At 50.1% G+C, this 12,049-nt stretch carries 11 protein-coding genes and 1 riboswitch; of the genes, 5 read left to right on the top strand and 6 right to left on the bottom strand.

The features are described from left to right. The first annotated feature begins 2 nt into the window (after positions 1-2). Complete coding sequence (gene yegS, locus OGY67_RS01945; protein ID WP_286573258.1) at positions 3-902, top strand: lipid kinase YegS; 900 nt, start codon at positions 3-5, stop codon at positions 900-902. 20 nt (positions 903-922) lie between these two features. On the opposite strand, the gene fbaB is transcribed toward yegS, so the two are convergent. Beyond that, complete coding sequence (fbaB, locus tag OGY67_RS01940) at positions 923-1,975, bottom strand: class I fructose-bisphosphate aldolase (RefSeq protein ID WP_003834421.1); 1,053 nt, start codon at positions 1,973-1,975, stop codon at positions 923-925. Positions 1,976-2,227: 252 nt separating this feature from the next. Here fbaB and OGY67_RS01935 point away from each other — a divergent pair, with 252 nt between their 5' ends. Genes OGY67_RS01935 through OGY67_RS01925 form a run of 3 tightly spaced genes read left to right on the top strand, consistent with a single transcriptional unit; the run spans position 2,228 to position 5,468 of the window. Then, complete coding sequence (locus OGY67_RS01935) at positions 2,228-3,505, top strand: nucleoside permease (protein WP_286573256.1); 1,278 nt, start codon at positions 2,228-2,230, stop codon at positions 3,503-3,505. Beyond that, positions 3,502-4,506 (top strand): ADP-ribosylglycohydrolase family protein, encoded by a 1,005-nt coding sequence (locus OGY67_RS01930; RefSeq protein WP_060683555.1) that lies wholly within the window; start codon positions 3,502-3,504, stop codon positions 4,504-4,506. The genes OGY67_RS01935 and OGY67_RS01930 overlap by 4 nt, the downstream gene beginning before the upstream one ends. Next, a complete protein-coding gene (locus OGY67_RS01925) occupies positions 4,503-5,468 on the top strand; it encodes a PfkB family carbohydrate kinase (RefSeq protein ID WP_286573254.1) in 966 nt (321 codons plus the stop codon). The genes OGY67_RS01930 and OGY67_RS01925 overlap by 4 nt, the downstream gene beginning before the upstream one ends. Here OGY67_RS01925 and OGY67_RS01920 read toward each other — a convergent pair. The 3 genes from OGY67_RS01920 to thiM are packed head-to-tail and all read right to left on the bottom strand — an operon-like array spanning position 5,442 to position 7,816. Continuing rightward, positions 5,442-6,188, bottom strand: coding sequence for a GntR family transcriptional regulator (locus OGY67_RS01920; RefSeq protein ID WP_286573252.1), 747 nt, complete (start codon positions 6,186-6,188; stop codon positions 5,442-5,444). The two genes, OGY67_RS01925 and OGY67_RS01920, sit on opposite strands and share 27 nt — an antisense overlap. A 42-nt stretch (positions 6,189-6,230) precedes the next feature. Further along, positions 6,231-7,031 (bottom strand): bifunctional hydroxymethylpyrimidine kinase/phosphomethylpyrimidine kinase, encoded by an 801-nt coding sequence (gene thiD, locus OGY67_RS01915; RefSeq protein WP_048234945.1) that lies wholly within the window; start codon positions 7,029-7,031, stop codon positions 6,231-6,233. Continuing rightward, on the bottom strand, positions 7,028-7,816 hold the full coding sequence (gene thiM / locus OGY67_RS01910) for a hydroxyethylthiazole kinase (RefSeq protein WP_286573249.1): 789 nt from the start codon (positions 7,814-7,816) through the stop codon (positions 7,028-7,030). Before thiM ends, thiD begins: the two co-directional genes overlap by 4 nt. Before the next feature lie 31 nt (positions 7,817-7,847). Beyond that, positions 7,848-7,944: riboswitch (TPP riboswitch) on the bottom strand. A gap of 240 nt (positions 7,945-8,184) precedes the next feature. Between thiM and OGY67_RS01905 the strand changes: the two genes are divergently transcribed. Beyond that, positions 8,185-8,511 carry an RcnB family protein gene (locus tag OGY67_RS01905; protein WP_032941982.1) on the top strand — a complete coding sequence of 109 codons (327 nt, stop codon included), beginning with the start codon at positions 8,185-8,187 and terminating at the stop codon, positions 8,509-8,511. A gap of 70 nt (positions 8,512-8,581) precedes the next feature. Here OGY67_RS01905 and OGY67_RS01900 read toward each other — a convergent pair whose 3' ends face one another. Continuing rightward, positions 8,582-9,562: a fimbrial protein gene (locus OGY67_RS01900; RefSeq protein ID WP_286573242.1), complete on the bottom strand. Its 981-nt coding sequence runs from the start codon at positions 9,560-9,562 to the stop codon at positions 8,582-8,584. A gap of 8 nt (positions 9,563-9,570) precedes the next feature. Next, entirely contained in the window at positions 9,571-12,048 is a 2,478-nt protein-coding gene (locus OGY67_RS01895) for a fimbrial biogenesis outer membrane usher protein (protein ID WP_286573240.1), read from the bottom strand. Position 12,049 lies beyond the last annotated feature (1 nt).

The following is a 12,049-nucleotide window of genomic DNA, read 5'->3' as shown; positions in this document are numbered from 1 at the left end:
GGATGATAGCGTTCCCTGCCAGTTTACTGATCCTCAATGGAAAAAGTGCTGATAATCTCCCCCTGCGTGATGCCATTGTGAAGCTTCGCGATGAAGGCGTGGAAATCCATGTTCGCGTGACCTGGGAAAAAGGCGATGCCCAACGCTACGTTGATGAAGCTCGTCAGCTAGGCGTTGCTACGGTGATAGCCGGCGGCGGTGACGGCACCATCAACGAAGTTTCGACAGCGCTGATTCAGTCGCAGGGTGGCAATATTCCAGCGCTGGGTATTTTACCGTTGGGAACGGCGAATGACTTTGCCACCAGTGTTGGTATACCCGATGACCTTGATAAGGCGTTAAAGCTGGCTATCGCTGCAAATGCGACTGCAATCGATATGGTGCTGGTCAACGATAAAACCTGTTTTATCAACATGGCGACCGGCGGGTTTGGCACTCGCATCACCACCGAAACGCCGGAAAAACTCAAGGCCGCACTGGGCGGTGTATCGTATTTTATTCACGGATTAATGCGCATGGATACGCTCAAGCCCGATATCTGTGACATTCGTGGGGAGGATTTTCACTGGCAGGGTAAAGCGCTGGTGATTGGTATCGGTAACGGTCGCCAGGCCGGTGGTGGGCAACAGCTTTGCCCGACGGCGCTGATCAACGACGGCCTGCTGCAACTGCGCATTTTTACCGGCGAAGAACTACTGCCAGGACTGCTTTCGGCGTTAACGCAATCCGAAGACAACCCTAACATTATTGACGGCGCATCGTCGTGGTTTGATATCCGCGCCCCACACGAAATTACCTTTAATCTCGATGGTGAACCACTCAGCGGACAAGAGTTTCATATTGAAATCCTGCCCGCTGCGCTACGTTGCAGACTGCCGCCGGGTTGTCCGCTGTTGCGCTAACCCAACAACAATCCGAGGGATCAGGCAATAGTGACTTTGCTGTCCAGATAAACGTCCTGTACGGCGTTAATCAACTTAACGCCGTCGGCCATGGTTTTCTTGAACGCTTTACGCCCCAGAATCAGCCCCATACCACCCGCACGTTTGTTAATAACCGCCGTACGCACTGCATCGCTCAGGTCGGTGTCACCGCCGGCCGCCCCGCCAGAGTTAATTAACCCGGCACGCCCCATATAACAGTTCGCCAGTTGGTAACGCACCAGGTCAATTGGATTCTCGCTGGTCAACTTGGTATAGACGCGATCGTCGGTATAGCCAAAATTAACCGCTTTATACCCGCCGTTATTTTCCGCCATTTTCTGCTTAACGATATCCGCTCCGATAGTGGCAGCCAGATGGTTAGCCTGCCCGGTAAGATCGGCGGAAACATGGTAATCCACGCCATCTTTTTTAAACGCGGAGTTACGCAGATACGCCCACAGCACGGTAACCATACCCAACTCATGGGCGCGCTCAAACGCCGCTGAAATCTCTTCAATCTGGCGGCGAGATTCCTCAGAACCGAAATAGATGGTTGCCCCTACCGCAACCGCACCCATATTGAACGCCTGCTCTACGCTGGCATACAGCGTCTGGTCAAAGGTATTCGGATAGCTGAGCGTTTCGTTGTGGTTAATTTTAACGAGGAACGGGATACGGTGCGCGTAGCGGCGGGAGACAGAAGCCAGCACACCGTAAGTCGATGCCACGCAGTTGCACCCTGCTTCGATAGCCAACTCCACAATATTCTTCGGATCAAAGTACAGCGGGTTAGCGGCAAACGAAGCCCCAGCAGAATGCTCTACCCCCTGATCCACCGGTAGGATCGACAGATACCCTGTCCCGGCAAGTCGCCCCGTGTTATACAGCGTCTGCATATTACGCAGCACGGCAGGCGGACGATTGTTATCCACCATTACGCGATCGACGTAATCATGTCCAGGCAGGTAAAGTTGGTCAGAAGGAATGGTCATACAACGATGCTGTAAAAGGCTGTCGGCATCTTTGCCAAGCAACTGCGCAATATCAGTCATAGCTATGCTCCCGTAAGTTCCGGTTTAAAACCGGAATATGGATTGTCCTGACCCGCCTTTTTGCGGGCAGCATTAAGCCTGGTACCGACTGCGCTTTTTTTCCATCTTTAGCGCACTTTTCAGCAACTTCTGCTGGCTCGATTCAGGAAAAAATAATGTTAAGACGGTCAAAGTTTAACCTCAAAGGTATTTCAAAGGTATTATTGAATGGTACTATCAGCGCGTACCTTACCTGTCATGAAGGATTTAAAGATGAAAACTACAGTTAAGCTGTCGTTCATGATGTTTGTAGAGTGGTTTATCTGGGGTGCCTGGTTTGTACCACTGTGGCTGTGGCTGAGTAAAAGTGGCTTTAGTGCCGGTGAGATCGGCTGGTCCTACGCCTGCACCGCCATTGCGGCGATCCTGTCGCCCATTCTGGTCGGTTCAATCACTGACCGCTTTTTCTCCGCGCAAAAAGTGCTGGCGGTGTTGATGTTCGTCGGCGCTATTCTGATGTACTTCGCCGCCCAGCAAACCACCTTTAGCGGATTCTTCCCTCTGTTACTGGCCTATTCGTTGACCTATATGCCGACGATTGCGCTGACCAACAGTATTGCTTTTGCCAACGTACCGGATGTTGAACGTGATTTCCCGCGCATCCGCGTGATGGGCACCATTGGCTGGATTGCCTCCGGTTTGGCCTGCGGTTTCTTACCGCAAATGCTTGGCTATAACGACATCTCACCGACCAATATTCCCCTGCTTATCACTGCCGGAAGCTCCGCATTGTTAGGCATTTTTGCCTTCTTTTTACCGGATACGCCGCCAAAAAGTACCGGCAAAATGGATTTCAAAGTTATGCTGGGTCTGGATGCGCTGATCCTGCTCCGCGATAAGAACTTCCTCGTCTTCTTCTTTTGCTCTTTCCTGTTTGCGATGCCACTGGCGTTCTATTACATCTTTGCCAACGGTTACCTGACAGAAGTCGGTATGAAAAACGCCACCGGCTGGATGACACTGGGCCAATTCTCTGAAATCTTCTTCATGCTGGCGCTACCGTTTTTCACCAAACGCTTTGGCATTAAAAAGGTATTGTTGCTTGGTCTTATTACTGCGGCGATCCGCTACGGATTTTTCGTTTACGGCGGTGCGGAAGAATATTTCACTTACGCCCTGCTGTTTCTCGGCATTCTGCTGCACGGCGTCAGTTACGACTTCTATTACGTCACGGCTTACATCTATGTCGATAAAAAAGCGCCGGTCCACATGCGCACCGCAGCTCAAGGGCTTATCACCCTCTGCTGTCAGGGGTTCGGCAGCCTGCTCGGTTACCGTCTGGGCGGCGTGATGATGGAAAAAATGTTTGCTTATCAGGAACCGGTTAATGGTCTCACCTTTAACTGGGCTGGCATGTGGGGATTTGGCGCGGTCATGATTGCCGTCATTGCCGTGATGTTTATGATTTTCTTTCGCGAATCAGACAAAGAAATCACCGCCATTAAGGTGGACGATCGCGATGTAGCGTTGAAACAAGGGGAAGTAAAATGAAAGCAGAACGTATTCTCGGTGCTCTTTATGGGCAGGCGTTAGGGGATGCGATGGGCATGCCGTCGGAACTGTGGCCAAGAACCCGGGTAAAAGCACACTTCGGTTGGATCGACCGTTTTTTGCCCGGCCCTGCGGAAAATAATGCCGCCTGCTATTTTAACCAGGCGGAGTTCACTGATGACACGTCCATGGCACTATGTCTGGCAGATGCCCTGCTTGAGTGCGACGGCGAAATTGTGCCAGACGTTATTGGTCGCAATATTCTGGCCTGGGCCGAGCAGTTTGATGCCTTTAATAAAAACGTGCTCGGCCCGACCTCGAAAATTGCGTTGAACGCTATTCGTGACGGTAAACCGGTCGCCGAACTTGAAAACAACGGCGTGACCAATGGCGCGGCAATGCGCGTTTCCCCGCTGGGATGCCTGCTGCCCGCCCGCGATCTTGATGCCTTTATCGATGATGTGGCACTGGCCTCCAGCCCAACGCATAAATCGGATCTGGCTATCGCGGGAGCCGTTGTCGTCGCGTGGGCGGTATCGCGCGCCATCGACGGAGGAAAATGGTCAGAGATTGTCGACGCGCTACCTGCCATTGCCCTGCATGCGCAGCAAAAACGAATCACCACTTTTAGCGCATCGCTTTGTGCACGCCTTGAACTGGCGCTGAAAATCGTCCGTAACGCCGATGGCGTCGAGTCCGCCAGCGAGCAGTTGTATCAGGTTGTGGGGGCAGGAACCAGCACCATTGAGTCCGTTCCTTGCGCTATCGCCATGGTTGAGCTGGCACAGACCGATCCTAACCGCTGCGCCATTTTGTGCGCTAACCTCGGCGGCGATACCGACACCATCGGGGCGATGGCAACCGCCATTTGTGGTGCATTACACGGAGTGAGCGCGATCAACCCAGCATTGAAGCAGGAGTTGGACGCGGTGAATCAGCTGGACTTTACCCACTACGCCAACGGGTTAATGCGACTGCGCGAGCAGCGGGAGGCGCTATGAGCAACACGCATCTGCAACAACTTCTCTCGCAGTTACGTACACAGCAGCCAGTAACGGTGGTGGGTGCGGCGGTGATTGATGTCATTGCCGATGCGTATGCCCTCCCCTGGCGCGGCTGTGACATCGAGCTCAAGCAGCAAGGTGTTAACGTTGGCGGCTGCGCACTCAATATCGCCGTCACGCTTAAGCGTTTAGGTATCGATGCCTGCAATGCTCTACCACTGGGTCAGGGAGTGTGGGCCGACATTATCCGCAACCGGATGACAAAAGAGGGACTGCATAGCCTGATCGACAATGCCGAAGGCGATAACGGCTGGTGTCTGGCGCTGGTGGAGCCGGATGGCGAGCGTACCTTTATGTCTTTTAGCGGCGTTGAGAATCAGTGGAATGCCGCCTGGCTGGCACAGCTGGATATCCCGCGTCATAGCCTGGTGTATCTTTCGGGTTATCAGCTAGCGTCCCCGTGCGGTGAATTGCTGGTGCAGTGGCTGGAAGGTCTGGAAGAGGTGACACCATTTATCGATTTTGGCCCGCGCATCGGCGACATTCCCGAGCCCTTACTGGCAAGAATTATGGCCTGTCGTCCGCTGGTGTCACTTAATCGTCAGGAGGCGGAAATTGCTGCCGAGCGGTTTGCATTAAGTCAGGATGTGGAAGGTTTTGGCGCAGAATGGGTGCAGCGTTTCACCGCACCGGTGGTCGTGCGTCACGATAAAGACGGCGCATGGTATTTCAGCACACAGACATCCGGCTGCGTACCGGCATTTGCAACGGCGGTCGTTGATACTATCGGCGCAGGTGACAGCCACGCTGGCGGCATGCTGGCTGGGCTGGCGTCTGGCTGGACGCTGGCCGACTCAGTGCTGTTAGGTAACGCGGTGGCGTCCTGGGTAGTTGGACATCGCGGCGGCGATTGCGCCCCGTCACGCGAGGAGCTACTCCTCGCACACAAAAACGTATAGATCGCTACGACAGTAACTGATGCTGTATTCAATAGGCCGTTGCTGCTGGTCAAGCGCTACCTGCTTGATCACCAGTACCGGCACTTTGCTATCCATTTGAATGTGCGCTTGGAACTCTGCGTCAGGCATTCTGGCGCTAACACGTGAGCGCGTGCGCTGCGGGAAAATATGCTGGCTACGAAAATAGTCATACAGCGAAACACCGATGGCATCCACGTCATGAATTAGATGTGCGGGTACCCAGGACTCTTCAATAGAGACTGCGTTTTCGTCAACGTAACGAATACGTTTGAGCAGGAAGACATCACTCCCTGCGACAACAGCCAACTGCTGTGCCACCTCTTCCGGGCAAGGCACAATTCTTTTGTTAACCCACAACGTATCCGGTTTTTTACCGCGCAACACCACCTGCTGAGAAAAACCGCGCGCTTCTTTAAGCGAATACTCGAAGATATTGTTAATTTGCGTTCCGTAACCGCGGGCACGTGTTACTACACCTTCTTCTTCCAGAGCCTGCATCGCCTTGCGTACCGTAATCCGAGAAACGCCGGTCAACTGGCTGAGGTCGCGCTCGCCGGGCAGGATATTGCCGTGCTCCAGGATCCCACTGCGCACAGCATTCTTCACCGTCTGCGCAAATTTCATATACAGCGGCGTGTTATCCGCCGCTGAAATACGTTCATTCAGTTGTGCGATAAGCTGGGTATGCGCTTGTTCCATTTATCTTTTTCCTGGCCGCCGTTTCTGCAGCCAGTATACCCATTACCACCACGCGTGGAAATGATGCACCGGACCAATTCCCTCGCCAACTTCCAGCGTGTCGGCCTGTGCCAACGCCGCTGAAAGCCACAGTTTGGCTTCCTGTACGGTATCGGCCCAGTTGTTATGGCGCGGACGCAGGGCTGCCAACGCCGCCGATAGCGTACAACCGGTGCCATGGGTATTTTTGGTCATCACCCTTGGTGCGGTAAAACGCTGCTCACCATCGCGCGTAAAGAGCCAGTCGGGGCTTTGTGCATCATCCAGATGACCGCCCTTCATCAACACTGCCTCGCAGCCCAGCGCCCGTAGCGCCCTTCCCTGCTCTAACATCTCCTGCTCAGTTTGCGCATGCGATGCCCCGAGCAGTGCAGCAGCTTCGGGTAAATTAGGGGTGATAATCGAAACCTGCGGCAGCAAACGGGTACGCAACGTTTCTACCGCCGAGGGCGACAGCAACGGATCGCCGCTTTTCGCCAACATCACCGTGTCCAGCACCACATTTTGTACCCGATGGCGACGTAAACGTTCGGCAACAGCTTCGACAATGTCCGTCTCAGCCAACATACCGATTTTAGTCGTATCAATACGCACATCATTGAACACAGAATCCAACTGCGCGGCGACAAAATCAGGTTCAATGCGATACACCGACTGCACCCCACGCGTATTTTGCGCCACCAGCGCCGTGATAACGGAACAGCCGTAAGCGCCCAGCGCCGAGAAGGTTTTTAAATCAGCCTGAATACCCGCGCCACCGCTTGGGTCGGTTCCGGCGATCGTTAATGCGTTAATCCGTTTCATGCTTGCTCCTGGGCGTTCAGGTTATAGAGGGCGTCGAGAAATGCCGGGACAAAGCTACCCGGTCCGTTTGATTGCCCGGTGGCGATTTGCCCGGCCTGTTTCATCCAGCTACAGGCGGAGGCGACGTTATCAAGTCGGTCACCACGTAAAGCGCAACTGGCCGCAACAACCGCTGAAAGAGCACATCCGGTGCCCACCACGCGAGTCATCAACGGGTCACCACCGTCCACGCAAACGGTACGCTGACCATCGGTGACGTAATCCACTTCGCCGGTCACCACGACAATGGTCCCAATCTGACGAGCCAGCGCCTGCGCTGCCGGAAGCGCAGCGACAGCCGTATCGGTTGTATCCACGCCGCGTCCCCCACCGTTCATGCTGGCCAGAGCAAGTATTTCCGAAGCGTTGCCACGAATAGCAGCAGGCTGTAGTGACAATAATTCCAGGCAGAAGCGGCGGCGAAACTCAAGCGCGCCTACGGCAACGGGATCGAGCGTCCACGGGGTTTTAGCATTCTGAGCATGCTCAACTGCGGCACGCATCGCCGCGGCCCGTTCCCGAGTTAAGGTGCCGACATTAACCAGCAACGCACTGGCAATGGCGGCGAATCGGCTGGCTTCTTCAGGCTCGATAACCATCGCAGGCGATGCGCCCAGCGCCAGTAATGTATTGGCAGTAAAGCTTTGCACGACCTCATTGGTCATACAGTGTGTGAGCGGGGATAAGATTCTAAATTGGTACAAGGTGTGAGCCGCGAGCGCGCGGCTGTGCAGGTCAGGCTGCATGGTTCAGCTCCTGCCCGCGCGAAGAAGGGACACGAGCAGTGTCAGACTTCCCTACGCTGGCATTATCCAGATCAGGTGGTACGGGTATTTCTCAGCCTTCACCAGGAAGGGCACCCCGAGTCGTTGAAACACAAATATAATATTCAGGTTTCAGCAACAGGATACTGCCTGCGCTTAACGATGTAAAATGGCGCACTCCGCACTCGCGCAGTGAATCTACTGGTGACGATTGCCGGATTTCTGTACTTTCAGTTACACTTTTTACGAAATGACTGGAGTGATCACAAAATAATGCTTGTCAGATGTCCTGTTAGCCAAGAATCATACATGACTGATTTTGATGACCCGAACAGGTAGAGAGGATGGGTATGAAGAAGAAAATGTTGCTGGGCGCGCTGTTGCTCGTAACCAGCACCGTCTGGGCCGCGCCTACAGCTACTGCTGCCGCAAAGGGTATTGATCAATATGAGCTAAAAAGTTTTATTGCCGATTTTACCCATTTCAAACCCGGTGACAAAGTGCCACCACTGTATCTCACCGAAGAATACACCATTAAACAGTGGAATCTGCGCAACCTGCCCGCACCGACCGCAGGCACCCATTGGACCTACATGGGCGGCGCGTATGTGTTGGTCAATGATGCCGATGCTAAGATCATTAAAGCCTACGATGGCGAGATTTTTTATCATCGATAATGGTATTTAATTAAAATGAAGAACACGTACTGTCCAAGAGGCAATTCGTGTTCTAAATTTCATGAAAAAATCAATCATATGTAATAGTAAAAACAACCTTGCTTTGCACTTTCCCTGTTCGTAACGGTTCATTATTAATTCGTGCATACCTGGCACTAACTATAAAATTATAATATTTGTCAACCGCGCCCATCTTTTCTATTCTTTTTAAAACAGATCCATTTTTTAAGGGGACACTGGTATCTGAGCCACTGTAGATATTAAACCCCACTCCTTGCGCACCATCAGGTAAAGTGTTTTTCAGGGTAAGTCCATCATCCGACCAATCGCCAGAAGAAACTTTTAGGGTGACAGGATTTGTTGCTACACTATACACACCGTTACATTCTAGCTTTAGAGTATCAGAAACATTCCCTCCATATCTACCAGCCTGTAAATCTTTTATAGAAATATTAGGTAAAGTAATAGCATAATCAGACTGTAAAAACTTACAGGTTGTCGGTTTATGCGTTATATTGAAAGTTATTTTTTGCGAAAATGAAGCATTCAGACCTAGTAAACATGCTAAAATATTTGTCAAACTACAGCTGGAATTTGATGAAAATATAATCGCATCATCAATAGTAAAGGTGCTGGTGTTAGAAAACCGCTGTTTTACATTACCAGGATCGTCGACATATTCAACCTTAAGTTGAATATTTTTTGTATTAAACAAATCTGCTGCTGAATAATTACGACTGGGAAATACTGAACCTGGCGTAGGTATTGGCCATTCCCCCCCGACAGAAGCATTTAATTTAATATATATAGATTTCCCGCCTGAAGAATTTTGTAATTCAACTATATAATCTTGTAGGCTATTGGCGATATAAATTTTATCTCCAGAGCTATAACAACTAAAACTCCCATCAAAATTCGTATTGAAATTTTTAGTCTCCCCTTGATCCGTTAATGTGAAACTAATGTTAGCATCTTTATCTTGCGTTCCCGAGCAAGTTGCGTAAGACATCATTGGAAATAATAAAGCCAACATTATGTAATACTTTTTCATGTATCACCTCACCGACAAATATAAACTTTACTTTCATCAATCGTTTTATCGAAGGTGATTGCGCATGAAAGTCCCTGTTGTTTATCGACCGCCACTTTTATCTCCGGCGGTACTTGGTTGGTACGAATAAAAAGCTGACTTCCCTGACCTACCACACCAATATTTTGTCCATGGCTGTCTTCAACTTCATAGCCAAACGTCAGCGGTGAACCATCTGGACGCAACGCACGAATAAACCATGGCTGACGTTGATCGGTCTCAAATTTAACCAACACCACGGCACCCCGATAGGGAGAGGTACTGTGTCGATTCCCCATCAACTCGGTTTCACTGTTCGTATTTGAAATATCCAGCATCAGTTTATTTTCCCGATAGGGGGTAATAGTATCGTATAACACTACACCGTTATGGTTCGTGATACGGTATCGTTGCCCGTTAACATAGGCCCCTTCCAGTCCCGGAGCCTGAAGAATAGCAAAGGTATCTGAGAGACGATTAGCCAAATTCACTCCGCCAGACCATGCCAACACCCCGCCTGAAATATTGCCGCTGGCTTGCATATATTTATTTGACTGGCTATAGCTGCCGTTTAGCGTAGCAAGCGGTGCATTCCACGTTAGGTTGGCACCAGCCATTGTTTCGCTGTCCTGACGCTGATGACTCAGGTTGACACCGTAGTTAAACTGGTCGCGATCGCCAATCGTTCCTGAGAGCCCGGTCGTATTTGAGGCAAAGCCGTCATCATCAAAAGTTGTTGAATTGGATACATATAAACGTCGGCTTCTTGAAGTTATATCATCTCCCCATTCAAACGGAATAGAGATAAAAAAGTTAAACCGCTTATCTTCGCGATGATTTTCATCATAAGTCTGACTGGCAGAAAACGTATAACTGATCCGTTGCCATGTATTTGAATAACTCAACTGATAATCTTTACTGCTGCCGCTACGCCCCCAATAATCGCGCCATAGTGTACTCAGTGATACAGACCCCCAGCCGACTGGTAAAGATTGGTTGATGTTTGCAGAAAAACTATTTTTACGGCCAAAATCATTCTGGTAATAATCTGCAATGTCATAAACATCATTTTCATCACGGTGATAGCTGTCTTTATTATTAGCCCAAACGTGATCGTTAAACGTTCGGTAATCCCGTGATGAGTATCGATAGGCAGCAAGGCCAAAACGAGTGGCGGTTTGTGTTAAATATTTATTATAAGCAATTTGATAGCTTTGCCCATCAAATACATCGCCATTATCTTGTTTACTGTGCGAACGCGTCGCATCCACGGAGATGGCGCCAATTCGGGTATTCCAGCCAGTCCCTAACGTAAACGAATTGTAGTTATCAGCGAGCATCGTACCGGCGTATAACGTCAAGAGGTTATTCCACCCATATTGATAACTTAGCTGGGTAAAATCGGTTTGGTTACTTGCACCCTCAATATGGCTGCGACCAGCGACAAAATCATATTTGGATACACCAGGTTGCAGCATATTCGGGACAGAAGAGAACGGTACCAGATAGGTCGTTACTGACCCATCGGCCTCTTTAATACTGACATCAAGATCAGCACCACCGCCCGCCAGTTGTAAATCAGCGATAGAAAACGGACCTGGCGGTACCTCTTTTTGGTAAACCACAAATCCGTTCTGCTCAATAGTCACTAACGCATTACTCTGTGCAATCCCCTGAACCAATGGCGTAAAGTTTTGCCTTGAGTTCGGTAACATCTGCATATCACGGTACACTCGCACTCCGCGAAAGCGCACAGAGTCAAAAATATCAGACGATGTGTACATATCCCCGACACGCAGAGTACCGAGAATTTGCGAGATCCCACGCTCAAGGTAAAAAGTATTACTTTTCCACTCACCGCTACTGTCTTGAGCTTTGGTGTAGCTGGCATCTGAATGTAACTGCCAGCCCAGCAGATTCAGTCCACTGTTAAAACGAGCATAGGTGCTTTTACTATTACCAGAATTTTTATAGTCGCTGTAATACTGACTAAGGTAATAAGAAGTATAAAGAGCATTAATTCCACGGTCCCAGTTTTCTGGGGGAACATAACCATTTTCCAATTCATCTACATAAGCCTGGGGTACGCTAAGGTTTAACTGAAATTTTCCTATATTCCAACTATAGCTTCCTCCTTGAACCATTTGCTTAAGCGTCAGACATGTCTGGGTTTTATCGATCTCATCAGTATTAATTCCTAAACGCGAAATCGTATCGCGGGACAGACAAGTTTCTTCAGGGGTGTCTTTAACAGTAATATCATATTTACCGCGCCATTGAGCATTGACATAGATATCAATATCATACTGCCCTGGCAATGGATGGTTATCATCAATACGGAAATCAGAAACCTTCGCCCCCTTCATACCACCAGACATAAAATTGGTATCGAAGGTCTCTTCAGCATAGGTAGTAATACTCCATAACGAAATTAATATCGCAGAAGCAAGCGGGGTCATCCTTAACATA

This window comes from Citrobacter sp. Cpo015 (genome assembly GCF_030333035.1).
Classification (GTDB): Bacteria; Pseudomonadota; Gammaproteobacteria; order Enterobacterales; family Enterobacteriaceae; genus Citrobacter; species Citrobacter portucalensis.
The sequence above is the reverse complement of the archived record's forward strand: the minus strand, read 5'-3'. Positions and strand labels throughout refer to the sequence as shown.